The organism is Amycolatopsis sp. cg9 (assembly GCF_041346945.1).
In the GTDB taxonomy this organism is placed as follows: domain Bacteria; phylum Actinomycetota; class Actinomycetes; order Mycobacteriales; family Pseudonocardiaceae; genus Amycolatopsis.
Genome location: NZ_CP166850.1, coordinates 9,158,097 through 9,184,722 on the forward strand (window position 1 = coordinate 9,158,097; position 26,626 = coordinate 9,184,722).

Annotated in this window: 17 protein-coding genes; 4 read left to right on the top strand and 13 right to left on the bottom strand. The window is 68.8% G+C overall.

What is annotated here, in order from left to right; translation table 11 throughout:
- Positions 1 to 18: 18 nt before the first annotated feature.
- From AB5J73_RS42030 to AB5J73_RS42045, 4 genes are all read right to left on the bottom strand, one after another.
- Positions 19 to 1,491 (bottom strand): MFS transporter, encoded by a 1,473-nt coding sequence (locus AB5J73_RS42030; protein WP_370964670.1) that lies wholly within the window; start codon positions 1,489 to 1,491, stop codon positions 19 to 21.
- Positions 1,492 to 1,605: 114 nt separating this feature from the next.
- Positions 1,606 to 2,082 carry a MarR family winged helix-turn-helix transcriptional regulator gene (locus AB5J73_RS42035; protein ID WP_370964672.1) on the bottom strand — a complete coding sequence of 159 codons (477 nt, stop codon included), beginning with the start codon at positions 2,080 to 2,082 and terminating at the stop codon, positions 1,606 to 1,608.
- A gap of 88 nt (positions 2,083 to 2,170) precedes the next feature.
- Positions 2,171 to 2,962 (bottom strand): hypothetical protein, encoded by a 792-nt coding sequence (locus AB5J73_RS42040; protein ID WP_370964674.1) that lies wholly within the window; start codon positions 2,960 to 2,962, stop codon positions 2,171 to 2,173.
- Between the two features lie 215 nt (positions 2,963 to 3,177).
- On the bottom strand, positions 3,178 to 8,592 hold the full coding sequence (locus AB5J73_RS42045; protein ID WP_370964676.1) for a DUF6531 domain-containing protein: 5,415 nt from the start codon (positions 8,590 to 8,592) through the stop codon (positions 3,178 to 3,180).
- Positions 8,593 to 9,127: 535 nt separating this feature from the next.
- Here AB5J73_RS42045 and AB5J73_RS42050 point away from each other — a divergent pair.
- Positions 9,128 to 9,946, top strand: coding sequence for a recombinase family protein (locus tag AB5J73_RS42050; RefSeq protein WP_370964678.1), 819 nt, complete (start codon positions 9,128 to 9,130; stop codon positions 9,944 to 9,946).
- 490 nt (positions 9,947 to 10,436) lie between these two features.
- On the opposite strand, the gene AB5J73_RS42055 is transcribed toward AB5J73_RS42050, so the two are convergent.
- The 5 genes from AB5J73_RS42055 to AB5J73_RS42075 all read right to left on the bottom strand — a co-directional run bounded on the left by AB5J73_RS42055 (position 10,437) and on the right by AB5J73_RS42075 (position 18,904).
- On the bottom strand, positions 10,437 to 11,486 hold the full coding sequence (locus tag AB5J73_RS42055) for a Wadjet anti-phage system protein JetD domain-containing protein (protein ID WP_370964680.1): 1,050 nt from the start codon (positions 11,484 to 11,486) through the stop codon (positions 10,437 to 10,439).
- On the bottom strand, positions 11,483 to 15,877 hold the full coding sequence (locus AB5J73_RS42060; RefSeq protein WP_370964682.1) for a hypothetical protein: 4,395 nt from the start codon (positions 15,875 to 15,877) through the stop codon (positions 11,483 to 11,485). Before AB5J73_RS42060 ends, AB5J73_RS42055 begins: the two co-directional genes overlap by 4 nt.
- Positions 15,874 to 16,614, bottom strand: a complete 741-nt coding sequence (locus AB5J73_RS42065) for a hypothetical protein (RefSeq protein WP_370964684.1) — start codon at positions 16,612 to 16,614, stop codon at positions 15,874 to 15,876. The genes AB5J73_RS42060 and AB5J73_RS42065 overlap by 4 nt, the downstream gene beginning before the upstream one ends.
- Positions 16,611 to 18,125 carry a hypothetical protein gene (locus tag AB5J73_RS42070; RefSeq protein ID WP_370964686.1) on the bottom strand — a complete coding sequence of 505 codons (1,515 nt, stop codon included), beginning with the start codon at positions 18,123 to 18,125 and terminating at the stop codon, positions 16,611 to 16,613. The genes AB5J73_RS42065 and AB5J73_RS42070 overlap by 4 nt, the downstream gene beginning before the upstream one ends.
- 71 nt (positions 18,126 to 18,196) lie before the next feature.
- Positions 18,197 to 18,904, bottom strand: coding sequence for a DUF2397 family protein (locus AB5J73_RS42075; RefSeq protein WP_370964688.1), 708 nt, complete (start codon positions 18,902 to 18,904; stop codon positions 18,197 to 18,199).
- A gap of 522 nt (positions 18,905 to 19,426) precedes the next feature.
- On the opposite strand from AB5J73_RS42075, the gene AB5J73_RS42080 reads away from it, so the two are divergent.
- The 3 genes from AB5J73_RS42080 (at position 19,427) to AB5J73_RS42090 (ending at position 21,143) form a co-directional block, all read left to right on the top strand.
- Positions 19,427 to 19,867: a hypothetical protein gene (locus tag AB5J73_RS42080; protein ID WP_370964690.1), complete on the top strand. Its 441-nt coding sequence runs from the start codon at positions 19,427 to 19,429 to the stop codon at positions 19,865 to 19,867.
- Positions 19,867 to 20,175 (top strand): hypothetical protein, encoded by a 309-nt coding sequence (locus AB5J73_RS42085; protein WP_370964692.1) that lies wholly within the window; start codon positions 19,867 to 19,869, stop codon positions 20,173 to 20,175. Before AB5J73_RS42080 ends, AB5J73_RS42085 begins: the two co-directional genes overlap by 1 nt.
- Before the next feature lie 542 nt (positions 20,176 to 20,717).
- A complete protein-coding gene (locus AB5J73_RS42090) occupies positions 20,718 to 21,143 on the top strand; it encodes a YkvA family protein (RefSeq protein WP_370964694.1) in 426 nt (141 codons plus the stop codon).
- Positions 21,144 to 21,470: 327 nt separating this feature from the next.
- On the opposite strand, the gene AB5J73_RS42095 is transcribed toward AB5J73_RS42090, so the two are convergent.
- The 4 genes from AB5J73_RS42095 to AB5J73_RS42110 all read right to left on the bottom strand — a co-directional run bounded on the left by AB5J73_RS42095 (position 21,471) and on the right by AB5J73_RS42110 (position 25,882).
- A complete protein-coding gene (locus AB5J73_RS42095; protein ID WP_370964696.1) occupies positions 21,471 to 21,794 on the bottom strand; it encodes a hypothetical protein in 324 nt (107 codons plus the stop codon).
- Between the two features lie 61 nt (positions 21,795 to 21,855).
- Complete coding sequence (locus tag AB5J73_RS42100; protein WP_370964698.1) at positions 21,856 to 22,140, bottom strand: hypothetical protein; 285 nt, start codon at positions 22,138 to 22,140, stop codon at positions 21,856 to 21,858.
- Between the two features lie 645 nt (positions 22,141 to 22,785).
- A complete protein-coding gene (locus tag AB5J73_RS42105; protein WP_370964700.1) occupies positions 22,786 to 23,028 on the bottom strand; it encodes a hypothetical protein in 243 nt (80 codons plus the stop codon).
- Positions 23,029 to 23,314: 286 nt separating this feature from the next.
- Complete coding sequence (locus tag AB5J73_RS42110) at positions 23,315 to 25,882, bottom strand: tetratricopeptide repeat protein (RefSeq protein WP_370964702.1); 2,568 nt, start codon at positions 25,880 to 25,882, stop codon at positions 23,315 to 23,317.
- Positions 25,883 to 26,626: the final 744 nt, after the last annotated feature.

The following is a 26,626-nucleotide window of genomic DNA, read 5'->3' on the forward strand; positions in this document are numbered from 1 at the left end:
TCACGGAGCAGTGCGGGGTCAGCGGAAGCCGTCGGCGGCGAGGGAGGACGGCGCGGCCCTCACCGGCGTGGCGTCGGTGTCGTCGGGGCGGGCGCGCCGGGGGAACAGCGGTGAGATGAGCAGGAACAGCGCGATGACGATCGCCTGGACGACGAGGGCGTCGCGGAAGCTGTCGGTGGCCTGGCCGGTGAGGGCGCCGGCGAAGAACACGGTGCTGAACACCGCGACACCGACCGACCCCCCGATCGATTGGACCGCGGACAGCACACCGGAGGCGGAGCCGACTTCGTCGTCGTCGACGGCGCCGAGCACGGTGTTGAACACCGCGGCGATCACGATGCCCGCGCCGATGCCCGCGACGGTGCCGCCGGGCACGATCTGCCAGATCGTGAAACCGGTGGTGTCGGCCAGGGCGAACCACAACCACGCGACACCGGCGAGCTGGACGGCGGCCCCGGCCTGCAACACCCTACGGCCGAGCTTGGCGGCGAGCAGCCCGCCGCTGATGCCGCCGCCGACGGCGGTCCCCAGCGCGACCGGGAGGTTGCCGAGCCCGGCCTGCCCGGCGGTGAACCCCTGACCGAGCTGCAGGAAGAACGTCAGCACCAGCTGGGTGCCGATGAGCCCGCCGAAGAACAGCGCGACCGCGACCAGTCCGACGGTGAACGCGGACTTGCCGAACAGGCTCGGGGTGACCAGCGGCGCACGATCCCGGCGCACAGCGGAACGCTGCCACAGCGCGAATCCCGCGTAACCGATCGCCGCGGCCGACAACGACAGCCACGTCCACAGCGGCCACCCCGAGGACTGCCCCTCGTTGAGCGGGAGAACGAGCAACGCCGAGGCCGCGGCGACGAGCACCGCGCCGACCACGTCCACTCGCAGCGTCCTGGTTGCGCTGCCGCGGGGCACCAGCCGCCAGGCCGTCGCCAGCGCGGCGAGCCCGACGGGGACGTTGACCAGGAACACCAGCCGCCAGCCGAGGCCGAACAGGTCCCAGTCGACCAGCGCGCCGCCCAGCACCGGGCCGAGCACGCCGCCGAGGCCGAGCACCGGGCCGAAGACGGCGAGGGCCTTCGTGAGCTCCCGGGGAGTGAGGTTGTCGCGCAGGATGCCCAGCCCCTGGGGCAGCATCATCGCCCCGGCCACGCCCTGGACCAGCCGGAAGGCGATCAGCACGCCGATGCTCGGCGCGATCGCGCACAGCAGCGACGCGAGGGTGAAGGCCACGAGCCCGAACAGGAACATGGGCCGCCGGCCGAAGCGGTCACCGAGCCGTCCACCCAGCACCAGGCCCGCGCCGAGAGTCAAGGCGTAGCCGCCGATGACCCACTGCAACCCGACCGGGCTCGCGCCCAGGGACCGCTCCAGCGCCGGTCCCGCCACGTTGACGATCGTCGAGTCGAGCAGATCCATCAGCTCGACGACGAGCACGGTGGCCAGCAGCCACCACACCGCCCGCGGCGATGTCTTGTTCTCCGGTGCGGACATGGTTCTCTCCAGATTCTGGTGCCGGTGCTCGTTTTCCGGGCGCGTTCGAGCACCGGGCCGGCATTCGCGCAGAACGAACGCGCCCGGGCAGTCAGGTGGCGGTTGGCGGGCCCGTCAGCCCTGGGTGAAGGAATCCGCCGTGTCGGTGTAGATCTGCACGACACCGGTCAAGAACGCCTGGACGACGTCCCGGTCGCCGGGGCTCAGTGCCTCGACGAGGCCTTCCACGCCGTGCAGCAGCGGGTGCAGGTGGCCGAAGACCTGGTTCATCGACTCGGCGACCGGCTCGACCAGCACTTTGCGGCGATCGGTCGCGTGCGGGCGGCGGACGACGTGCCCGGCCTTCTCGAGCCGGTCCACGATGTGCGTGCTCGCCGCGGTGGAGACCCGCAGCCTGTCCGCGAGTTCCTTGGCGGTCAGCGGGCCGTCGGTGGTGAGGTGCTCCATCGCGGCCAGGTCCGTGGCGTTGATCCCCAGTGCGCCGCTCAAGCACTGCTCGATGACCCGCGTCAAGACGCCCACCTCTTGCAGGCGCTCCATCACCGCGTTGCCCACGCCTGGTGACTCGGCCCGCCACGTGAAGGAAGCCATGCGAGAAGACTAACACCTTAAGTCACTAACTAAGTTAGCAACTTAAGGTGATAGATGACACCCGCGTCGAGAACCCGTTCCCGTGGGACTACGCCGGGTTCTCCGCGACGGCGAGGTAGTCCGTGTAGATCTGCGGCGAACCCGAGAACGAGGCCAGCTGCTTCCACTCCTCGTACATCTGCTTGGTGTCGCGGTGGGCGGCCGCGAACTGCGCGGCCTCGCCGGTGGCGATGTCGGGCTCGGGGTAGAACACGTCCAGCGCGTCCAGGCTCGCGATCTCCATCATCATCACGTACTGGTCGAGGCGGTTGCCCCGCTCGCCCTTGAGCACGTGGAACCGCCAGTCCGGGTAGTCGTCGATCCGGTGGTGGTTCTCGGCGATGAAGCGGTCGAACACCTCCTCGGTCACACCGGCGCGCAGCGCCAGGTTGTGGATCCCGACGACCCGGGCGACGGGCTCCTCCCCCGGGCGGTCGCGGTAGCGGGGGCCGGGCGTGACCGTGCTCCGCGGATTGTCGGCCAGCAGCCGGTAGTCGGTGAACAACGTCGGCAGCTCACCGAACGTGCCCAGCCGCCGCCACCGCGCCAGCACCGCCTCCGCCTCCGGGTGCCGCGCCCAGAACTCCCGGGCCGGCTCGGTCTGCTCACCCCGGGCCGTGACGTAGCGGTCGCGCTGCTCGGCGCTCTCGATCTCGTACAACATCAGGTACTGCCCGGTCCGCTCTCCGCGCAACCCGCGCAGCAGAGTCCACCGCCACCCCGGGTACACGGGCAGGTGAACGCCTTCACCACGCACGAAGGTCTCGAACTCCTCCGGCGTGACACCAGCCTCCGTGTCGATGGCGATGTACTGGAAAGTGAACACCGACGAGCGTCCCATTGCGTCCAATCTCGAGCCGGGAAGAGGAACGCGCGTCCGCCAAGCACGACCCCCGTATTACATCCTGCCCGCTCCGAAGCAACGGCGCCCGCGAACCCTCCCCCGCCGGACGCGATCCGACGAGCCCCAAGTCTGTGAAGATCAACTTCTCCCTCCCGGGGGGCCGAAGACCAGCGGGCCCTACCGGCCTGGCTCGCGTAACCGCCGCGCGCCGGTCAGCCGTCCACCTCCATGGCGTCCGGGTCGGCGGCCCAGCCCGGTCCGCGGCCGGCGCGCTGCTGGCCGGCCATCTGCTGCATGCGTTCCTGCTGCGCCTGGATCCGGTCCCGCACCGCCTGGTCCGACATGTCGACGTCCTTGACGTCGTCGTCCCAGTACTTCTGCTTGTCCGCGTCGGTCGGCTGCCCGAGGCGGTGGCCCATCTCCTTGTCGTGGATGAACATCGGCATGTCCTCTTTGGACACGTTGGCGCCGTCCCGCACGACGTCGCGCGCCGTGTGCATCTCGATGACGTCGTCGTGCGAGACCGGCGGGGTGTGGGTGGTGCCGCCCGGCACACCGACACCGCCGGTGCCGTCGCTGTACTCGACCGACTTGCCCTCCATCTTGTCCACCATGTGGTGGTAGGAGTCGTCGGCGACCTTGCCCTGGACCGTGCCCGCGGTCGGCCGGAAGCTGTCCCGCTCGGGAGCGGGCTCCATCTTGTGCGTCTGTTTCGGCTCGTTCGGTGTCTCGATGTCGTTCTTGTAATCCGGGTTGGGCTCCCAGGCGTGGACCTTCTTGGGCTCGTCCGGGGTCATGTCCTTGCTGACGAAGTCGGGGTTGTCCACCATCGTGGGCTTCGTGTGCTGGTGGGCGTAGGTGAGCTGGTTGAGCTGGACGCCGTCGCTCGGCCGGCCTTCCCGCAACGTGTTGCCGAGGGATTCGCGGTAGGTGTCGGCGTTGAACCCCGAGCCGTCCTTCTCGCCGCGCACGCCGGTGCCGATGTTGTCGCGGTGCGCCTGCGCCGACTCCTGGTAAGCGGGAGCGTCGTCTTCCATGCGCCTGGCGTCCTTGATGTTGGCGGCTTCGTCCGCGGTTTTCGGCCCGCGGTCGCCGGCCTTGACGCCGTCACGGATCTGGGTTTCGTGGGCGTTCGCCCGCTGGAACTCGTCGCCGCCGATGGCCTTGTACCCGATCGGGTGCTCGGACTCGTGCGTCTTGCCGCTGACGAGCTTGTTCGGGTCCTTCCAGGTCGAGTCGTTCTTGATCTCGTTCTGGTACTTCTCCCAGGTGCGCGCCTGCTCGTGTTTCGTCGTGCCGTACGAGCCGTCGGACTTCGCGGGGTTGCCGTCCGGCTTGGTCTTCACCTTGGGCGGCTTCTTGCTCGGCCCCGCGCCACCGCTACCGACCAACTGCTGCTTCGCCTTGCTCACCTTGGACTTCGAGGAACCGGAGGCGGCCGCCTGCTGCTTCTTCTTCGCCGCGCACGGGGTGACGGTCGGGGCGAGGCCGAGCGGGTCGGCCAGCGCGGTCGGGTTGTGGACGTAGGCCTGCGAGTCCGGGCCGGGGTCGAGGCCCAGCGGGTCGTGGGACAGGTAACGGCCGACCTCGGGATCGTAGAAGCGGTTGAGGTTGTAGTGCAGCCCGGTTTCGGCGTCGTGGTACTGGCCGGGGAACCGCAACGGCGTGGTGGTGCGGCCCGGTCCGTCGAGGACCTTGCCCCAGAGCGTGGCCTGGCGGTGCCAGGCGACCTCACCGGATTCCTCCAGCAGCTCGCTCGGCGTGCCGGCGAGGTCGGTGACGATCGTGTGGAACCGCTCGCCCGGCGCGCCGAGGACGCGTTCGGTCTGGGTGAGGGCGCGGCCGGTGCCCGGTTCCCACTCCCACACGGTGGCGACCTGGGGCTGACCGGGTCCGGTGCGCACCTGTTCGGCGAGCGTGTCCCCGTCCCAGGCGAACTGGACCTGCTCGGCCACCCGGCCGTCCGGCGTGAGGCGCTGTTTGGCGACACGCCGGCCCAGTGCGTCGTAGCGATAGCGCCAGTGCTCGCCCCGGGGCGTGAGCACCGAGGTCAGGCGGCTCTCGGCGTTCCACCGGAACTGCCACTGCGGACCCGCCGGCCCGGCACCGCGCAGGGTGGTGCGGCCTTCGGGGTCGTGGGCGTAGCGGACCGCCCCCGCGGCGGTGAGCAGGGTGCCGCGGTACTCGCGTGGCCCGGCCGTCGGCGCTCCCGGAGTCTGCGCCCGGGCGATGACACCGGTCTGGTGGTAGGCGTAGTTCTCCTGCCAGCCGCGGCCCGCGACAGCCTGGACGCGGCCCGAGCGGTCCACCTCGAAGGTGCGGGTACCGGTGATCGCGTCGGCCACCGAAGCCAGGTAACCGTCGGCGAGGTAACCGTACTCGCGGTGCTGGGTCGTGCGGTCGCCCGCGACGACCGTCTGGGCCACCAGCCGGTCGCCCGGAGCCCAGCTCTGGCGCAGTTCCGCGGCACCGAAGCGGCGGACCCGCTCGCGGCCGGCGAGGTCGTGCTCGAAGCGCAGCGAGCGGTTCCCGACGTGCAGCGCGGCGAGCGTGCCGGCCGGTCCGTACTCGAAGCGCGACATCGCGCCCGACGGCGTGTGGCGCGCGCGGCGCCGGCCGAGCTCGTCGTACTCCGAGCGCACCACGCGCCCGTCCACCGTCTCGGCGACCACGCGGCCCAGCGCGTCGTAGGCGAAGGTGACCTCGGCGTCGGCGTTGCGCGCGGAGACCATGCGGCCGGCCTCGTCGTAGCCGAAGGTCGCGACGTCTTCGCCGGTGACGCGGCAGACCACCTGGCCCATCACGTCGCGCTCCAGCGTTGTGGTCTCCCCCGCACCGTTCGTACGGCCGATCAGCTGCCCGGCGGCGTCGTAGCGGTAGCGCAGGGTGCGGCCGTTGAAATCGGTCTCGCCGATGAGGTTCCCGGCGGGGTCGTAGCGGTAGTGCCAGACCAGGCCTTGCTCGTTGGTCACCGACACCAGGCGCAGCTCGGTGTCGTAGGCGTAGGCGAGCCGCGCGCCGTCCGGGCCGGTTTCGGCCACCGGCAGGTCGAACTGCGCGTACTCGGTGCGGGTGGTGTTGCCGCGCGCGTCGGTGCTCTCGTCGGTGTTCCCGACGGCGGAGTCCTTCCACCGCCACGTCGCGCCGTCCGGCTCGATCCGTTCGGCGAGCTGGTCGCCCGCCGCCCACGCGAACCGGGTGACGGCGCCCAGCTCGTCGGTCACCGACGTGGTGCGGCCGAGCAGGTCGTAGGTGTAGCGGGTGACGGCGCCGTCCTCGTCCTCGACGGTCAGTGCCCGGCCCGCCGCGTCGGACCGGATCCGGGTGGTGCCACCGAGCGCGTCGGTGACCACGGCGACGTTGCCGCGTTCGTCGTAGGCATAGGAGGTCCGCGCACCGAGCGGGTCGACGACACCGGTGACCTTGCCGCGCGCGTCGTACTCGTAGCGCCACGTGGCACCGTCGGGGCCGATCGCGGTGACCGGGCGGCCCTGCTCGTTGTACTCGGTCAGCGACCGCGTGCCGTCCGGCGCGGTGATCGCGACGACCCGGCCGGCCCGGTCCCGCTGGTACCGGACCTGGCGGCCCAGCGGATCGGTCCGGGTGAGCAGCCTGCCGTGCTCGTCGTAGGCGAGGCTGGTGGTGTGGCCCAGCGCGTCGGTCTCGGCGATCACGCTGAGCCGGTCGTCGAGGTGGAAGCGCCGCACCGCGCCGAGCGAGTCGGTGACGCTCGTGACGAGGTTCTCGCGGTCGTAGTCGATCGTGCAGTCGAGGTAGCCGTCGGTGCCGCGGGCCCGCACGACCCGGCCGGCGGCGTCGAAGCCGTAGCTGTACCAGCGGCCGTTGACGTCTTCCCAGCGCACGATCCGGCCGTCGGCGTCGTAGGTGAACCGGGTGGGTGTGCCGGCGGCGTCGACGACCTCGGCCAGCCGGCCGCGCGCGTCGTAGGAGTAGCTCGCGACGAGCGTGCCGTCGGCAGCCCGCAGCGCGGTGATCCGGCCGCCCGCGCTGTCGAACAGCACCCGGTCGCCGGAGGAGTGGACCAGCTCCGCCGGCACCCCGTTCGCACCGGGCACCACGTCGATGCGGTTGCCGTCGCCGTCGAAGACCGTCCTCAGCGGGAACACGCCGTCGGCGGACTCCTCGAAGAACAGCGTGTGCTGCTGCTGCGGATCCTCGACCAGGTAGCCGCCCTCGACACGGCGTAGCGGCCGTGCCGGGCCCGCCACCGGCAGCACCGGGGCGCTCACCGGGACGGGGTAGCTCTGGAGGCTTCCGTCGGCGAGCGCGACGTGCACACCGTCGTCCTCGACCTCGAGCCGCTGGTCCACGGTGGAGCTCCACGACGGGCCGAACCAGCGGCCCGCGCGGTAGGACGAGATGTGCGTGCGCGACACCTCCAGCGGCAACGCCCCGGGGATCTCCAGGTCCGTCTGCGTCAGCAGCATCCACCCGGTCGCCACGTCGATCGGGTCGCCGCACACCGACCGGTCCGGCGGCGGGGTGCCGTTCTCGTGCGGGTTCGCGTTGCTGTCCTTGATGCTCTTGCCGCCGCCGGAGCCGCCGGAACCACCCGAGCTCGAGGTGACTGTCTTGTCGTCCCCCGGCCCCTTCGGGGTCTGCGCCGGAGGCGGTTCGGGGTCGGCCTTGGGCGGTGCCTCGTCGGTCTTCGGCGGTGGCGGGTTGCTGTGACCGCCGGTGGAGCCGCCGTCGCCGGCGCCGGAGGCGTGGGTGGTGTCGTCGCCGCCCTTGGCCGCCGGTGGTGGCGTGTGGTCCTTGGGGGTGCCTCCGCCGTCGCCGCCGGGGGTCTTCACCGGTGGCGCCTTCGGGGTTCCGTTGATGTCGCCGGCCTTGGGCGGCGGCGCGGTCTTGCCGACCTTGATGTTCTTGAGCGCCTTGCCCGCGTCCTCGAAGAGCGTTCCTGCCCTCTTCAGCAGCGGCACCAGGGCCTTCAGCGCCTTGACGAGCTTGGTGACCAGGTCGGTGATCTTCGAGGCGGTTTTCGCGACGGCGGCGACAACCTGGGGGACGACCCAGGTGAGGCCGATGCCGAGGGTGAAGATGACCTGCAGCGCCCAGCTGATCAGGTGGCCGACGAGTTCGGAGATGATGTCGCGCACCAGCGTGCGGACCGCGGCCACGACCTCGCCGGCGGTCTTGACGCCGCTGGAGGCACCTTCGCAGCCCTTCTGCGCCGCTTGCAGGGTGGTGGACACGTCCTGTCCGCGCTGCCGGTAGGCGTCCGAGGCCGGTCCGGACCACGACTGCAGATCGGCCTTGATGGCGTCGGTCAGGTCCGAGGAGACGCTGCCGAGCTCTTTGGCGACGTTGGCCCAGGTCTCGGACTGCGCCTGGATCTCGTCGGCGTTGCCGGTGAGCGCGTTGAGGGCGTCCTTGAGCGGCCCGACGTGCTCCATCAACCAGCTGACACCGGCGGCGAGGATCGCGCCGAACGGGTCCATGGCCATCGACAGGGCATCGAGCGCCGTGCCGACCGCGCCCATCGCCACCGAGGCCCAGTCGCCGCTCTCGATGGCGGCCGAGAGATCGTTGGCGGATTCCAGGAGCGAGATGCCGGAGTAGGCCTTCGTCGAGTCCTGGGTCTGCGCGATCAACGGGTTGCTCACACCAGCACGCTAGCAGCGGCGGGAGCACAGCGATCTTGACCGCCGCGCTCCCGCCGCGCCCGGCAACCCGGCTCCGGACAAGTCGGGCAGCTGCTCACCGACCACCGGGTCCGGCGAGACGGTGCACGACCTCGGTGACCGGTTCGGCATCGAACGACGAACGGTCAGCCGCATCCTCCACCGGCACCGCGTCGTTCATGTGCTGATCACGTCAGCCTCGTCGTATAGATCGTTATACGACCTGCGAGCACCGATCCCCCGCGCCGAACGGGCGAACGAACTCGCCCACGTCGCCATAAGGCGCCAGCCTCGCCATTGGTCCAACGTGCATCCGCATCAACCACACCCGGCCAGCATCCACAAATGTCCAGGTCAACGGCCTGCGATTCGCCTTCTACGGCCGCACCTCGACCACCCGCCATCAAGACCGCGTGTCATCCCAGGGCTGGCAACGCGACATGGCCGACGAGTTGGTGGCGGGCCACGGCCAGGTCATCGCCGCCTACTTCGACGCCGGCACCTCACGCCGCATCCCGTGACGGCAACGACCCAAGCTGCCCAGCTCATGACCGCGGCCTCAACCCCGGAGTCCGCGATCGACGCGATCGTGGTCGGCGAATACGAACGCGCCTTCACCGGCACCCAGTTCGCCACCCTCTACACCTGGTGCACCCGGCACAGCCTCCAGCTGTGGCCGCCCGAAACCGGAGGCCCCGTCGATCTCGCCAACCGCGACCATCGTGCGCTAAGGGCGCTGCTCGCGACCCGGTCACAGCACGAGATCCTGCGCGCCCGGCACCGGGTGCTGGCGGCGATGCACAACCAAGCCACCCAGCAAGGCCGCTACCTCGGCGGCCGACCACCCCACGGCTACCAGCTCGTCGACGCCGGCCCGCACCCCAACCCCACCGACGCCCGCTGGGGCCGACGGCTGCAACACCTAACTCCCGATCCTCGAACCGCGCCGTACGTAGCCTGGATGTTCCGGCAACGACTCGCCGGGCACGGCGTCGCCAGCATCGCCCGACACCTCAACGAACGCGGTATCCCTTGCCCGTCCAGCGCCGACCCGGACCGTAACCGGCATCGAACCCGCGGGGCCTGGACCCTGCGCACCGTCGCGGTCATCCTGGCGAACCCGCGCTGCACCGGACGACAGACCTGGAACCGCCGCGCCAGCGGCGCCGAAGGCCCAGCAGCAACCCCAGCGCTGTCTACGCGGACTGCCCAGCGGACTGCCCATCCGGCGCTCGTCACCGAGCAGAACTTCGCCGCCGCGCAGCAGATCCGAGCGGCGCGGCCGACCGGCGACGGCCAGACCCGCCGGTTCGCTCTCGCCGGCCTGATCCACTGAGTGTCCGCGACCCGCGTCTGGACTCGCGCTGGAACCATGGGCGTCCGACCTACCGGTGCCGCCACGGCCACACCAGCACCCAGTGCGCAAGCCAGCCGCGGCGGAAGACGCTCTACATCCGCGCAGACCATCTCGTCGACGAGATCAGCATCCGACTCGGAGATGACGGCAACGCCAGCCACGCAATGCTGGATTCCGATCGGACACGACGCAGACGCGTGGCAGCGGCACCTGCGCGACTCAGGAAGGATCATTGTCTGCGACAGCGCCGGTTGACGGCTGCAGGAGATCGATTCAGGCTGAGCTAGGATCCGCCCTAGTTTCAAGATCGCGTTTCGCGATCTGTGGGGTAATACTGTGTCCGAGGGGGGACTTGAACCCCCACACGTGGGATATCTCCCGTGTTTAGGGAGATCATGCGCTCAGTGTAGCGCAGAGTCACCAGTCCCGATCGCCCACGACAGCGGTCCTGGCCAAGGCCCAATTTCGCTCAGGCGGCATCCAGCGCGGGAAGACGAGCCATCAGCAGCTCGTACCCCACGGCCTCCTGCGGGATCCGCGTACCGGCCAACAGCACGTCCTGGGCTTGCCCGGCCAAGGGTCCCAACCAGCCCGCTACCTGCGCGGCGACGTGCTCGGCCACCGGCTCAGCAGGACGTCGGCAGGACGTCGCGAACAGGAGGTCGTAAAGCGAATACGCGGGCTCGACCACCGGAAGCCCTGCACGCTGGGAGTTGAGACTCGCGGTGGCCGGGATCTGCAAACCGTTGAGATCGACGTCGCCGAAATAGACGATCCGATCCGGCGGCGGAGACAAGAGCGGGACGGACAAGACCGCCGACGGAAACTGGCTACCGGTCCCGTAACCCACGTACCGAGCCGGGCCGCCGGCGGCAGCGCTGAGCCGCGTGGCTTCGAGCAGCGACGTGTAGGTGTGGTGGTTCTCCGCGATCAGCAGCGCGGTACCGCGCGGGTCCGGAGCCCCCGCCACCCACTGCGAGACGAAGGGAATAGGCACCTCGTGGCAGCGCAAGAGGTCCATCGTCAACGCGCCCGAGGTGAACAAGCGCGTCGACTTCAGGCGATCCAGCCGCTTCTCGTCGCCGAACAGCTCCAGCGAACGTTCGCGGACCGGCACGCTCGGACGCGACGCACCTTTGTCGCGCAGGAAAACTGCGGCGATCTCAAGGACCCCGATCTCGTCGTCGCGGGCGGCGATGCGCCCCGCGGCCTCGAGCGCCGCCGGCCAGACTCGAACGTCCCGCGGCGCACGACCAGGGCGCCGGCGGGGTGGGAGACGTACCCATTTCGGCAGCGGAGGCTCCTCCCGCGTGTCGAAATGCTGACGCGACACGGGGAACGCCACCTGACCGGCCGCTACCAGCTCGTCCAGTGCCTGGCGGATTTCGCTTCGGGCGGTCTGCGTCGTGGCCAGGCTTCGGTCGAAGGCGACTGCGGCCGCGTAGAGGTCAACCAACTCCACTCGCTGCACCGGTGACGCCGCGACGTGCTCGGCGAGACGCTCGGCCAACGCGTTCACGAGTCGTCCTCGCGCAGGACTCGGGCGCTGGTGATGCCGTCGTCATCCGCGGTGTTTTGCTGGTCTAACACCACGTAGCGCCGGTTGCGAAGCGAGCCGGGCGCGTTGCGCATGCGCAGCACATTGGGGAACTGGCCCACTGCACCGAGATCCTCCACGCCGGTCGTGTACACGAGCTGGACACCGTGCGCCGCCGCGACGTCCCGTTGCAAACGCAGCAGGGCGACGTGGCTGGCCGTGCCGAGCGGGTTATCGAGCACCAGGGTCCCGCCGATGGCCGCCCGTCCGCGTCCACGGTTGACTGCCCGCAGCCGTGCGAGTGTGCAGTAGAGCGCGACACATACGGTCAGCTTTTCACCACCGGAGAACTTGCCGAGGTGTGTGACGTCGACCGGTTCGACCGCGAGATCGCTGTTGGGCTTGAGCACCTTGACCGTGAACCCACGCGGCGCGACCGCTTCGTGCACGCACTTCTTGAGGACCACGAGCCCCTCCGGTTTCGTCTTCTTGTCCGCGACGATCCGGTCGACAACCGCGTCGATTCGGGCATGAAGGTCCTCGTCCCCGGCCGGACGCAGGAAGCTGATCCGCAGGAAGTGCTCGTTCGCCCACCGCCCCAGCGTGCCGGGCAGTTTCGAGTGCCGATGCGCGGACTCGAGGTTCGCGAGCACGTCCTTCACGAGGCCCGCGATCTCCCCGACCACGAGCCGCTGGTCACGTCCGATTTCGGCGAGCTGACCGTCGATCGTCTGGTACCGCACCCGCATTTCCTGCGCGCGGGCTTCGGCGCGGTCCGCGAGCACCTCCGCGTCGTCCCCGGTGAGGCGGTCGCGGATCGCGCCGGGCACCTCGGCGAACCGAGCCTCCGCGGCGATCCTGCGGACCTCCGCGACCGACCTGGTGACACGGCCGGCAGTCTCTTCGGCCTCCTTATTGGCGACGCTGAGCCGGCTGAGCAGCGACTCGAGATCGGCTTCCGCGTCTTCGCCTGCGTAGGGCAGGACATCTTCGGGCATCTCGACCGGAGCGGCGGCGTCGGCGAGCCTCTTGGCTTGCTGAGCGAACACCTGGGCCACGGTGTTAGCCTCGGAAGCGAGTCCGCGCGCGTCGTCGGCCTCACGGTTGAGCTGGGTCACCTCGCCGCTCATTTCGGTCGCCCGGGTGGCCTCCGTCGCCGCCCGTTCGCGGGCCTCCGCCTCGGTCGCGGGCTCGTCGTCCAACGGCGCGTGCCGTGGTCGATCGCGCGGAGTCCGCTGCTTGACCTCGGCCGACGCCTGGGTGAGCTCGGACTTCGCCTCGCTCAGCTTCCGCTGTGCCTCACCGGCCGCCTCCCTGGAACGTTTTCGCGCGGCCGCTCGCCGTTCCGCGTCCTGTCCATCGCCGGTCGCGAGCAGCACCTGCGCGAGCGCCTGGGCGGTCTCCGGGTATTCGGCCAGCGCACGGTCGGCCCGTTTGCCCCGATCGAGGTGCCCGGTGAGGCGTTCGGCCAGCACCGACTGGGAAGCGACTGTCCTCCACTGCGAGTCCAGCTCAGCGAACCGCCTGCTCAGCCACGACAACGGATCGCCGTCGCCGGTCACGACGGCCTCCCGATCGGCGGCGAGCAGGGCGATATCGGCGGATTCCCCTTCGTATCGCCGCCAGTTCTCCTGATGCCGTGCGGCTCGCGAACGAGCAGCCCGCTCGGTCTCTTGCAGTGCCGACACCCGGTTCGCAGCCTCGTCAGCGATGCCGGTGCAGACCTCCACCTCCTTCTCGAGCTGCGCTATTGCCAGCTCGATCCCCGGCCGTTCGGCGGTCCGCTTCGCCAGCGCACTCAGCCGTTCGACCCGCTGCGCCAGCACGTTCAGCTCGTCACTCAAGTCGGCTTCGTTGGCCGCGTCCTCGGCTTCCTGCTCGTCCAGCTCCTCGATCTGCGCTCGTAAGTCCTGATCGGCGTCGTTCATGCCCGAGATTGCCTCGTCGCACTCTTCGACAGCCTTCTCCAGTGCAACGAGATGCCCCGCCGGGCAGTCTTCGAGAAGCGACTCCAGGGTCGCCAGCAGTGCCCTGTCCGCGTTCGCCTGCTCCTGCAGCTCGGCGATCCGCCGGTCCTGGTCACGCCTGCGCTCTTCACGGTCCGCTCGCGCGTGTTCCGCTGCATCGCGGTCATAGAGCGCGGGTTCGCTGGGGAACACCAGGTGGGTCGGCGGCGCCGCGGCCACCGCCCGTTCGAACTGCGTAGCGGTGGAGACCGCGACATGCGCGACGGTGTGCCACGGCTTCGACGCCAGGGCACGGCGAGCGTCCTCCGCATCGCCGTCGGCGACGACCACACCGGCAGCGAGCTCCGCGACGCCGGGATTCTCCAGCACTGACGCGCGCTCGGACTCGGTGACCAGGTCGCGGAGGATCTGCCAGCCCGGCCTCGCCGGTACCTCGGCCGCCACGAGCACCTCCGCGGCCCGTTCGGCGTCACGCGTGGTGGGCAGGAAGTCGTCGGCTTGGAGCCCGTCCAGCGCGCGGTTGTCGTCGGCGGCGTCCACCCGGGTGGCCACGACGGCCGACTCGGTGGCCGATGCTTCCCGGGTCAGCGCCGCCCGCAGGTCCGCGGCCTCGGCCCACAGGTCGAGCCGGGCTCCGGCGGCCAGCTGGGTCAGCTCGGCGAGCCGGGCGTCCGTCGCGAGTGCGTCGGCCCTGGCCACGAGATTGCGCCGGTCGCCATCGAGGCGGTCGCGTTCTGCGGTCTTGGCTGCGCGATCGGTCGCCAGCTTCCGGCTCTGCTTTTCCAGCTCGGCACGAACCGGAGGCCGAGCCTCACGGCGTTTCCGCACCTGGCCTCGCAGGTCCTCTTTCTCGCGGCGATTCTGCTTCGTAGCGGCCAGAACGATCGCGGGATCGGCCTGATCGTCCGGGAGGTCGCCCAGGACCACGGCGGCAGCCACCTCGCCGTGGATCTCGATCAGCCGGCCGCGAGCGTTCTCGGCCCGTGTGTCCGCCGCGGTGGCGAGCTTCCGATTCTGCCGTTCTCGAACGCCTTGCGTCTCCGCTTCCGCTCGCGCATCCGCCGCTGCCGACGAGGCCGTCTCTTCGGCTTCGTGCTCCTCCTCGGAGAGCTGCGCGTAGCGGGCCTTGAGCGTCGCGGCCGCGTCGTCGCGGGCTTCCCTCAGCGGAGCGGTTTCCCGGTCCTCTACTGCGATCTGCTGCCGTACGTCTTCCGCGTGAAGCTGTGCTTCGACCCGTTCGGCAAGGTAACCGACCGCCTGCCAAGCCAGGTCCTCGTCGTCGGCTTCGTCGGCAGCGGTTTTCGCGACCTCCCAAGTGGCCTTCGCGGTCGTTCGCCGGTGGATCGCCGCGACCCGGTTCAGCTCGCTCGCGACGTCGTTGACCCGGCTACGCTCCCGATCCAGCGCTTTCGCGGTGTCGCCCAGCCGTTTCTCTTCGCACTCCCACCACTGCCGGTCGGCCTCCTTTGCCGAAGCCGCGGTACGAAAAGCTCCGGCCAGCCGTGCGGCGGACGAGCGTGCCCCCTCGGCCCCCGCGGCCGCCGCCTTCGCCAGCCCGTTCCGTTCGGCGAGCCGCTCCAGCCTCCCTTCCAGCTCCCCGCAGAACTCCCGGTCGACGAGCAGGCCGGGCTTGCGCGCGAGCACGTCGACGACCTTCCGCAGGTTGTTCGCGACGAGGTCGGGCTGTGTGCTGTCGACCGTCAGATCGATCAGGAAGTCGATGAACTTGTCCGTGGTCGCGAATTCGAAGAGCCCGGCGACGCCGCCCTCGGAATGGTTCATCTGCTTCTGGTAGGCGAACACCGCCGGGTCGAGGTTCCGCGCGGTCAGCGCGTCCGTCCACTCGCCGCGCTGGCGTGTGATCACGAATCTGAACTGCTGGGGATGGGCGGCCGCGATCTCCTTGAGCACGTTCACGAACTCGGCCATCGTCCGGGTCCGTCCGGATTCGTCGCGCACCGGCAGGCCGGGCAAGTCCAGCACGCCCGGGACGGCGAAGAAGCTGTAGTACCAGCCCTTGAGCTTTTCACGGTCGCGATCCGGGTCGGCGGGCTTTCGCCGTTCGTCCCATTCGTAGACGGCACCGGTGATCAGCCGGGCCGGGTCGCCGGCCTCGCTGCCGGGCTGGGCCACCCATTCCGCGACCGTATGGCTGGTGTCACCGGAGGACACGTAGTCCTCGAGGTGGCGCTTGACCGTCTTGCCCATGAAGTCTTTGCGCAGCGGGAGCAACAGTGCGAAGAAAAGTGACAGCAGGCTCGACTTCCCGCCGCCGTTGCGCAGCCAGAGGATCGAGTCGACTGGTGCTCGCTCGCCCGCCGTCGAGACGTCCAGTGTCAGATCCGTGAAGCGGGCGGCACGATCTCCGACGTTTGCGAGGCGGAAGGACGAAAGCTGGTAGGTCACGTCCCCTCCACCGGAGTGTGGTCGCCTCGGCGCCTCGCGGCCAACAGCTCGTAGGTCGCGTTGCCGGCGACCTCGCCGGCCTGGATGCGGAAGCGTTCGAGGAGCTGGAAGGTCTCGGGGCCGCGGTTCGGAGCCAGGCGCGCCAGGCCTTGGTCGACCATCCAGTTCAGGACGTTCGCGACCCAGTAGGTGGAGGACGCGGCCGAGCGACGTCCCTGTCCCTTCCCCCGGTCCGCCTTGTAGCCGGGAGACAGTCGGTCATACGTCCGCCATGCTTCTTCGAACGACACATCTTCCAGCATTTGGGGTTCCGGTGCGCGCTTGAGCCGATCGCACGCGTCGCGGACGAACCGTTCGATCTCGTCGACCGACACCCACCGGACGCGGTCGTCGTCGAAGTCGGCCGGGGCCGGGAACACGTAGGCCGCGATGGCCGCGCTGATCAGCCCGACCAGCAGCCGGTGGGCCACCGTGCTCACGTTGGGCAGATCCGTGAGCCGGTACGCGAACACCGATTCCCGGCGCGCGCCCAGCACCAGTCCTAGCTCGCCGGCGGCCAGCACCTGCAGGTCCAGCCCGTCGAGGACACTGGTCACCGCGTTGTGGAACTCCGCGTCCTCGCGGTAGCGCCCGAGCAGAGTCCGGTAGTCGGAATCGGCGCCGGGCCGCTGCTTCGGGCGGAGCGCGCAGCCGATGAGTACGCCGACGTCCGAAAGGTCTTGCTGGCCGAGCGTCATGACACCTCCTGAACGGAGGTCGCGGCCCAGCGGGCAAGTGTTTCTTCGTCTTCGGCCACGATCAGGTCGTCTCCCGACCAGCCGGGCACGTCGATCAGGGTGCCGTCGGCATCGACCACCGCGGCCGGGCCGAGGATGCGGGCGGCGGCGTCGACCGCCGTGGAGAAATCTTCCACCGTCTCCGGAGCGTAGGTCCAGAGCGCCGCGAGCACGACGAGCCGCTCGGCGGCACCGCGATCGAGCTTGCCGGGCAGGTCGGCCGCGCGGACAGCGAGCAGCAACGCCGACAGTCTGGCGGGCAACGGGACGGAGTCGACCACGGCTGCCGCGGCCGCCAGGATCTCGGGCGAGACCGCGGGCGGGTCCGGGTCGCTGAGTTCTTCGTCGGGCGGCGGTTCGTCGATCCGGGGCTCTCGGCGCGGCGCGAGCAGGTCGTCGACCAGGTCGGCGAACCGCACGATCCGGGGCACCCGCGGTCCCGCGGCGAACACGGCGAACGCCTCGGCCGGTTCCGCCGCGTCCTCGGCGGCCATGGTCAGCAGCGGCAGGAACACGCCGTCGCCGATGTCCGGGTTCCGTAGCCCGCCGATCGGCCGGAAGGACTGGCGAAGCTGTTCATCGAGAAAGATCGTCCGCGCGCCGACCAGCCTGCCGTGCAGTTCGGTGTGCCGGCGACGGCATTCTTCGAGCAGACCCGCGATCCGGGCGGCCGCCGTGGTGATGGCGGGATCCGCCTCCGCCGTGTCGAGCGCGCTCCGGACGTGGTCGAGCAGCCTGCCCTCCGCGCCGAGCCGCTCCTCGAGATGCATCCGGTTGCGCTCGAACTGCGCCGGGACGTCCCGGGCCCAGCGATCGAGGACCGTACGGATGTCGCGCACGGTGTCGGTCAGGAGCGTCCGCAGTTCGTCGCTGTAGCGCACCGACAGCAGCCGCGACCGCTCCGCGGCCTTCTCCGCCTGGCCGAACGCGCCTCGCTTGAGCTGCCGATCGAGCATGAGCTCGACTGCGGCCTGCTCGTCCTCGACGTCAAATTCCAAACCCCCGACCAGCGCGTTGATCGCGTCCGCGGACGCCCGGAGCACGTTCACGCCCCGCTGCTGGTCTTCGTGCTCGCTCAACAGCCGGAACTCCACAGCAATCGCCCGGTGGTGCACGGATCCGTGAGGTTCGAGCGAGAAGTCCGAGACCTGGTAGGCGAACGGGGCCTCGCGTTCCCGGCGGTTCAGCAGCGCATCGATGACGTACCGTGCGACCGCTTCGTGTACCTCGGAGGGCTGCTCGGGACATGCGCTCGCCGCCAGCCTCGCCAGGCCGCTGACAGCCTCGTCGTAGGTCACTTCCTCATCGAAACCCTGCCGGGAGATCACCGTGTCGATGGCGGCGAGCGCAAGGGTGACGACGTCGTAGTCGTGGGTGCCCCAGGACTGCCGGCTCGCATTGTCAGCCGCGTCCGCGACCGGCCGGGCTCGCAGGAGTGCCCGCACCCGCCCGCCAAAGGCCTCGTCGAACACGGCGCGGCCCACGGTCCGCGGAGCACTCATCTTGTGCCACCCCCTCGGTGCGTGGATGCCCGGAAGATCGGCTACGAGCGCGTCACCGTTACGCCGCCGGCACCTATCAGCCGACGTCGAGTCGCGAAGTCGCAAGCTCGATGCCCGCGGCGTTCCCTACCGGCCGAGAACGCATTCCGCAACGCCTCGTCGTGCTCAAGGGTTCGTTCTCGACGTTGTCTGCTGATCTCCTCTCGCGCAGCGGTGTCATCGCGAGCTGACGGAGGCCGCCCACGTCCCCCGGACCGACCGGTCGCCCGTAGCAGGTCCGGCACGACTACGGTGGGCCCGTCCCGCCACGCCGGAACGCGGGGAAGGTCGTCATCGTCTGCCTCGTCGTAAAGCTCGCGCCACGAGTGGTCGCCCACCGCGGCCGAAAAGACTGCCGGGCCCAACCGGGGGTCGAGACAGGCACGAGCCAACACCAGGGTTCGAGCGCGCCCGGCCGCGGTCGACGAGGACGCGCGCAAGCGACGCAGGTTGGCGTGCATGCCGGGCGCCGCGCCCGTTGTCGGATCACACCAAACTAGAAGGCCGTCCCAATCGCCTCGGCGACCACCTCGGGATGCCGTCGGTGCTCCTCGCTCAATCAATGTCTGGGCCTCGGACTCCGTAACGGCGGTCTCCTCGAGCGATTCGAACCTTGGCTGCAGTGAGACCAACGCACGGTGCGCTCGTGCCGAACCGGTCTCGAGTTCGGCGGCCACGTGCGTCGCGTACGACGGTCGGTCGCTTGCCACGCGGGGAGTCGCGGCGCCTTCTCGTGCTGTTACGAATCAGCTCCACCTTGGTGGCCATCCAGTACGCGACTCGGAGTTCAAAGGCGCCTTGACCTGGAGCTTTGACACGAAGTTGCCTGCTACGGTCCGGCGCGAACCGTCGGGAAGACGTCAGGTGAATGCATGGCAGACGCCGCTCATCAGCGCCTTCTCGGCCTGCCGAAGAGGTAGCCCGAGGCGACCGCCAGACCGGATTTTCGACCTGCTGGCTGAGCCCGAGGCGGGCGAGCGATTCGTCCGGCGATGCGACGGCTCGTCGTCGGCACCGTGCTCGTCATCGCCGCCACGGGCGCCGTGTTGATCCCGCCGAGAGCAGCCCTGCCGACACCTGGTCAGGCGAGAGCAAGCGCTCAAAGCGTCGACGAACAGATCGTATCTGCTCGCCAGTAACAGTACTCGAGTGTCGGGCGACTTCGAACGTGACTACAACAACACGAAGGTGAATATTGTGGACAATTCGGACGCGTACCCCGAGGGGGCAACTTGACGCAGTGGAAACTCAAGCCCTGGCAGTTGGTTACACTATGGATCTTTGGGGTAGTCTTCGCATCCTTGATTCCACTTCTTGCAATCTATTTTCGCAGCCGCTTTAACGGCGACCACTTAACCTTTGACCGACTGCTGGGCCATGGCGACCTGTTGCTCATAAGTGCTATCGTCACAATTGCCGCGATTCTCGAGCCAATGCGAGCTTTGGATAAAGTAAAGGAGAATCGACAGGCTTTTTCGTGCGCAATGGCCGTGATCGGCGGGATGCTGCTAATCTCTTGCGAGGCGCTTTGGTATGCCTGCATATCGGGCGACACACTTATAGACAAACACGTCGATCCGGATATGTTTACAGTCTACGGATCACTGTTCGTGTTCGCTTTTTCTGCCGTCTGCGGTGCTATATGCGTATCGATTGCAGCAGGAGGCAAGTAATGGGCGATTTGGCCGATATCGTTGTTATCACACTAGGAAGCAGTGGTGCAGTTTCGACCCTTACCGCACTGGTCAGCGCATGGCTTCGTTATCGACGAAAAGCGGACGACACGATTACGGTCAGCGGACCACACGGGATGGTGCATATCAGCGCTTCAACTCTATCATCCGCAGATGTAGACGAAGTGAGAGCGATCCTGAATTCCGTACTTCCGGAGCCGCATGAACTCGATTCGCGATCAGATCGACAAGACCAATCGTCCGCGCCTCCTGTTGTCGATTCGGACATGGGAACCGACAAGACGTAGAAGCCGTTGCAATGGTCACTAGCCGACCTTCGACAGGTCGCCGCATCCCATCACGGCAGGGCCGCTGGCAACGAACCTCGTGACGAGGGCTGACTGGTGATCAGCGTGTGCACCGCTGGCGCACCCGATTCGCTGCGCGTGCAGGTCTGGCGCAAACTCCGCTCCCTGGGCGCCCTGTATTTGCAGCAATCGCTGTGCCTGCTGCCCTCGCGGACTGAGGTACTGCGGGAGATCCGCCGCCCGCGAGGTGGAGTACGCGGAAGTGCTCGAGCGGCTGCCCGAACTGCGCCGCGAACTCGCCGACGAGCGGGCCCGTGGCAACGCCACCTACGCCGAAGTCGAGGAATCCGTAGCCGACCTGCAGCGGTTCCGCAGCCGGATGGCCGAGATCGCCGTCGCGACTACTTCTCCGCCCCCGGCGGGCAAGATGCTCGCGACGCCGTCGAGCAGGCCGCTGCCGAACTCGCCGCGTCGAAGTGGTCGCTCTCCACGCCGAAGCTCCCGGCCGGACAACACCCCCGGCTGCGCGCGGCGGAGCAGCAGTGACCGGCTCGTTCTGGTGGGACCTGCTGGTCGGCGTGGCCGCGACGATGCTGGTGGCATGGCTGGTTCTGGTCGTGGCGTTGGTTGTCGTCGTCCGCCCGCGCGGCGGACTGCTGCGCGAGGCGCTGCGGCTGCTGCCCGACGTGCTGCGGCTCATCCGGCGCCTGGCCGCGGACAAGACTCTCCCCTGTGGCGTCCGGGTCCGGCTCGCTCTCCTGCTGGCCTACCTCGCGCTGCCGATCAACCCCGTACCCGACTTCATCCCCGTGCTCGGCTACGCCGACGACGCCATCGTCGTCACCGCCGTCCTGCGCGGTGTCGTCCGCCGCGCCGGGCTCGCCGCCGTGCGCGCCCACTGGCCCGGCAACGACGACGGCTTCGAGGCGCTGGCCCGCCTGACCGGGATCCGGACCATGTCCAGCTGATTGCGCTCCACGTCTTTGCGGGCGGCGGGCCAAGCTTCGGCGGGGCGGCCTGCGGCTGCGTGCCCTGCGCCGCGGGGGGCTGCGTACCCGCGGGCGTGCCGTTCTGCTACTGGCCGTCGCCGGGCTGCGTGCCGGCGGGGTCGGTGGTGGCGGTTGAAGTGCCGGCCTGGCCGCCGTCGGCGGGGCCGTTCGTGGGGGAAGGGTGCGTCATGCCGATGAGGGTCGGGCGGCCGTGTCACCACATAGGACGGCCCCACCCGGTGAGTGCCGGGCGAGGCCATCGATCGGTGGGCTGTGATCAGGAGGGCAGGCGGAGCACGCCGGCGGTCATGCCCGTGGCGCTGTCCAGTTCAGGTAGACGCTGCCGTCGGCCTGCCTGTACTCCGGCCCGAACGGGCCCGCGACGAACGTCTTGCCTGCCGGAACCGTGATGACGCGGCCAGTCACGGTGAGGCCGTCGGGCGCGGCGGCCGGGCTGACGGGGATCATGCACGTGTGGCTGCCGGAGTCGGCGTTCTTGATGACGACGACCTCGCGGCCGTTGGTCGGGAAGCTTTTGCCGTTCGGGGATGCCGCGGCGTCGACGGCGCCGAGCACCAGTTCGGCACCGGCGCGGGTGAGCGCCTGCGGGGTGAGTGCGGTACGGGCCATGACGGGTGTGTCCTCCTAGGACGGTGGGGTTGCTACTCCCGGCGAGGATCCCGCCGCGCTGTCACTCGGTTAGCGCGGCCCGAACGACACAGTCCTTGGCCTCCAGCAACTTCCGCAGGCCAGCAGTCTTCTCCGGGCCGCCGGGGACGTTGTCGGCGATGTGCTCGACCAGCTCACCGAACAGCCGGGAATGCTCCCGGAGCGCGGGCGGCAGGTGCGTGAAGCGGAAGTGCTCGAGCATGGCCTCGGTGGCGGGATGGCGCGGCGGACAGCCTTCGGTGAGTTCGACATCTAACGACCGTGCAGCCGGGCTGTCACCAATTAGCAGCTTGAGTTGGCGCGACACGTCGTCCAGGGTCGTGGAGAACTGCGCCTACGTGCTCAGATACACTCATGACAATGTACCTCAGAGCCGGAACTCGCAACAACGTTCTCCGACTTGAGATTGATCTTGGCGCGTCACCAACCTGGAGCGAATTCCAGGAGGGCGTAGCAGGCTTGAGCTCGATAATTTCATATTGCACGCGATATGCAGTGTCGGTGTTCCTGCTGAGCACGCCGATCGAACTCCCCGCGCGCCCCTGACCGCCGGCGACATTGCCCAGGCCGCCAACGTTGTTTCTTTCGGTACGCCTGCGAAACCGGCGACCGCGAACGCGTTGGCCGGGGAGTCGGCCTCGCCTGGCGAGAGGCTAGCTAGGCCGCCCGCGCCAACCTCAAGCCGAGTGTCCGCGGCGAGAACGGCGGAAATCCGACGCGCCCTACCTGCTTTACGAGGCACGAGCCAGGATTCGGGTACCGCACGGGGCCGACAGCAGGCGCAGGCGGTGGAGGATGCGGTTGGCCGTTTCCACGGGCGGGGCGGGCCGGAGGAGGTCACGGTCTGCGCGGCGTCCGTCCTCCAGCTTAGCTCGATCGGATGCAGTTGCAGCACGGCCAGGCGGCCGCGGGCCGTGAAGCTGCAGAGGCGAAGACCACTCCCCCTCCCCCATCAACACCACGGATCGCCTGTTTCGTCGCCTATCGAACCGGTCGCCTCGCCAACCTCGGTGATCAGTTCGACGATCGCCGCCGCGACCTGATCCGGTACATCGTGATTCATGTGATGACCGGTGCCGTCCAGCACCAGGTCACGAAATCGCGTCGACTTGGCGGCCAAAGATCGCTGCAGATCGAGCCACACAGGGTAGACCGGGCACCAGCCGTTGCCATCGCCGACAATCAGCACAATCATTGGCAGGTCACCTAGGTGTCGTGCCCAGGCCGGAGTGACGCGAGAGGCGACCGCCAACCCCAGCAGTTCTCCCACCACGGCCCGACCGTGCGCCGTCGTCAGAGCCCGCCCGGACAAGATCGAGATGGCGCGTGACGCGAGACCCTACAACGGCGCCGGAGCGGGCTCGGCGGAGGAAAAGCAAGGAGACCTGTTCGTCGAACTCAACGCTGGGCCCTTGCCACTACTGGCGAATTGAGTGCCGCGACGACGAGAGAGGCCGCTCACGAGACGCTTGCGCCGATTTTCACGACGTCGATCGCCCGGACAATTGGTATCGCCAGTAGGCGAGATGTTTGCGCGTCGTCATGGTTTCGGGATGGTGCGGGCCTAGCACCCGCAGAACATCGGTGAGCAACTGCTCGAGCATGGCCGCTGCGCCGCCCGGATCACCTGCCCGACCCCGGCAGAAGGCAAGGTTGCTGCGGGTGATCAGGGTGTCGCGATGGTCTGGGCCGAGCACCCGGGCGCGGTCAGTGAGCAACTGCTCGAACGCGGCCGCTGCGCCGGCCGGATCACCTGCCTCACTCCGCCACTCGGCGAGGTTGCTACGTGTGATCAGGGTGTCATGATGGTCGGGACCTAGCACTCGCAGAACATCGGCGAGCAACTGCTCGAACATGGTCGCGGCGCCGGTCGTGTCGCCCGACTTACCTCGCCAGTCGGCGAGGTGGCCACGGGTGGTCAGGGTGTCGGGATGGTCTGGGCCCAGTGCCCGGATACGGTCGGTGAGCAACTGCTCGAACGCGGCCATCGCACCGCTCGGACCGCCCGCTTCACCCCGCCAGTAGGCGAGGTTGCCGCGATTGGTCAGGGTGTCGCGGTGGTCGGGACCTAACACCCGCAGTTGGTCGATAAGCAACTGCTCGGCCGCGGCCGCGGCGCCAGCTGGATCACCTGCCTCATTCCGCCAGTAGGCGAGGTTGCCACGGGCGGCCAAAGTGCGGGGATGGTCGGGACCCAGCACCCGGAGTACGTCGTTGAGCACCTGCTCAGATGCGGCCGCGGCGCCAGCCGCATCTCCCGACTTACCTCGCCAGTCGGCGAGGTGGCCGCGAGCGGTCAGGCTCTGGGGATGGTCGGGGCCCAATACCCGCACCCGATCGGTGAGCAACTGCTCAAACGCGGCCATCGCACCAGCCGGATCACCTGCATGGCCCCGCCAAAGGGCGAGGTTGCTGCGGACCGTCAGGGTGCGGGGATGGTCCGAGCCCAGCACCCGCATCGTATCGGTAAGCAACTCTTCAAACGCGGCTACCGCGCCAGCCGGATCACCCACCTCACCCCGCCGGATGGCAAGATTACCGCGGGCGGCCAAGGTGTCGGGATGGTCCGGACCCAGCATCGTTATGGCGGTGGTGTGCAGCTGGCGAAAGTAGTCCCTGGCCTCGGCGGCCAGTCCCCTGTCGCCGAGGCTGTTTCCCGCGAGAAACAGCACTAAGTGCTTATCGTGCTCCCACAGATGCTGGCCGGCCGCTTCAGCCATGGCATCGGTGTTCCCGCGCAGCACCTGCTCCAGCGCAATGTCGGGTTCCGGGTTCGGCCAAATGTGCCAGAGAGCGTCCGCCGCCGCGTGCACCGCCGTTTTGAGCCTTGGTGCGGGCAGAGCATCTCGGGTAGCACGCTGCACCAACGCGTGCACCCGCACCATCCGAATGTCCGATCTCGGGTCCAGAGTGATCAGATTCAGCCGGTGTAGGCACCCCAGCCCGTCCCAAGCCTGCTCCGCGTCCACCTCACATTCAGTCCGGCCCGCGAGCAGGCCGGTGACCGATGGAGCTGTGAACAGCGCGACGGGGATGCCATTGGGGTCCAGGATGCTGGCCACCTCGAGCAAGGCACCAGCGATCCCCGCCGGTTCCAGCTGGTTGGCCTGCTCCACCGACAACGACCAGGTCGTGGCCACGGTCGCGCGGTGCTCATCGGGCAGCCCGTCCGGCTCGGGCAGCAATGAGGCAAGGCTCCGCCGCCGACTGAACCAGCGGGTGCGGTAGTCGGCGCAGGACAGGCCACGGTCCAGCATGTACGCGGCGGCTTGCGCCAGTGCCAACGGCAGACACCCCAGCACTACCGCCAGCTCGGCGACGCCCTCGGTCAGTCGCGGCTGGTCGGCCAGTGCGGTCCGCAGGTACGCCACAGCCTCTTCTGGAGTGAAGACGTCGACCTCGACCAGGCGGCGGCCGTGTCCGCGCAGCGCGGCGTCTCGGCGCCGGGTCGTCACCACCACCCGACCGCCGGGAGCCGCCGGTGGCCAGAGTCCCCGCAGATCGGCCGGATTCTGCACGTCATCGAGAACAATTAGCCATCGAGCGGACGCGACGGCCAGCCATTCCAGCAGCCGCCGCGCACAGTTCTCCAGGTCAGTGTCATCAAGGCCGATCAGATCGGCAGCCACGCGGGCGTATGTGGACACAATCGCCTCCCGCGACCCCGCCGTCACCCACACCCAGACATCAACCTCGCCGGCGGCCCAGACCTGCTGGGAGTAGTGCAGCGCGACCTGTGTCTTGCCGACCCCGCCCAGCCCTGAAACCACGCCAGTGTGCATCCGAGGCTGAACAGTCAGAACCGCGGCGTTCCCGTCGCCCTCTAACGCTTCCACCAGCATGCGGGTCGTCCTCGCACGTTCCTGGAACGCTGCCGCCTGCTGCGGAGCGACGCCCGCACGGTACGGCAGCGACACCGCAGGCTTGGGCTGCTGGTGAACGTGCACGTCGCCGTTGACGACGCCCGTTTGAATCAAAGTCCCGGACACGCCGCCGACCACCTGGTTTACCGTGCCGTTGTCGGGCGACACCTCGTTGCGGTGACTCACCGGACCAGTATTTCTCACCGCGCCTAGCGCGTAGGAGCTGGCACGCTGATCCGAACGGCGGAATATCGACCGCGCCCCGCCTTACCTGCGCTTGGCAGGACGTTGCTCACCGCGACACGCCGCATTCTCAGCATTCCGTTCCCTGACCTTGCTGCTTTGAAGAACCATCAAGCCGCAGGCCCAGCAGCTCATCGCGTCGGCGGCAAGCGCGCCGCCTGGCGCCGCGATCGTCGCCGACCTTTCCTGCGTCACGCAGCTCAGCCTCGAAGCCACAGCCGCTCTGTTGACTTTGGCACGCCTCTGCCAGGTAGAAGGCCGCACCCTACGGATCACCGTCTCGGTCTCCGCCCGCCGCAAACTCGCCCCTAGGCCTCGAGACCGTCCTCCCCCTGCAATCACCATCGTGAGCAGCTTGTGATGTCGGATCCCCGTCGTCCAGCCGACCTCACCACCCGAACGTGTGACGGCCTCGGATAGAGGCGATCGGCTCTGGCCACGTCGGTAACCAGAGAGCAGACTGTCGGCAAGTCATCAGGCAGAGGGCCTTCGGTCCGCGTTCCGGTGGCCCAGGTCCGTGGCCCGGTTCAAACCAGAGCCCACCGCGGATCGCCCCAGCCGTCGGTCCCGATGGCCCTTGTGCGCTCCACATAGGTCGCTCCCGCAAGCACGAGTCCATCGCGGCGGCGGGACGCATACCCCTGGCGGATCCGTCAGCCCACCCGACTCGGTTCTGAGCAAAGCGCT

Coding starts and splice junctions, on each gene's coding strand:
- AB5J73_RS42105 (WP_370964700.1), bottom strand. CDS start 23,028: ATGATTGTGCTGATTGTCGGCGATGGCAACGGCTGGTGCCCGGTCTAC.
- AB5J73_RS42030 (WP_370964670.1), bottom strand. CDS start 1,491: ATGTCCGCACCGGAGAACAAGACATCGCCGCGGGCGGTGTGGTGGCTG.
- AB5J73_RS42035 (WP_370964672.1), bottom strand. CDS start 2,082: ATGGCTTCCTTCACGTGGCGGGCCGAGTCACCAGGCGTGGGCAACGCG.
- AB5J73_RS42095 (WP_370964696.1), bottom strand. CDS start 21,794: ATGGCCCGTACCGCACTCACCCCGCAGGCGCTCACCCGCGCCGGTGCC.
- AB5J73_RS42065 (WP_370964684.1), bottom strand. CDS start 16,614: ATGACGCTCGGCCAGCAAGACCTTTCGGACGTCGGCGTACTCATCGGC.
- AB5J73_RS42040 (WP_370964674.1), bottom strand. CDS start 2,962: ATGGGACGCTCGTCGGTGTTCACTTTCCAGTACATCGCCATCGACACG.
- AB5J73_RS42085 (WP_370964692.1), top strand. CDS start 19,867: ATGGGCGATTTGGCCGATATCGTTGTTATCACACTAGGAAGCAGTGGT.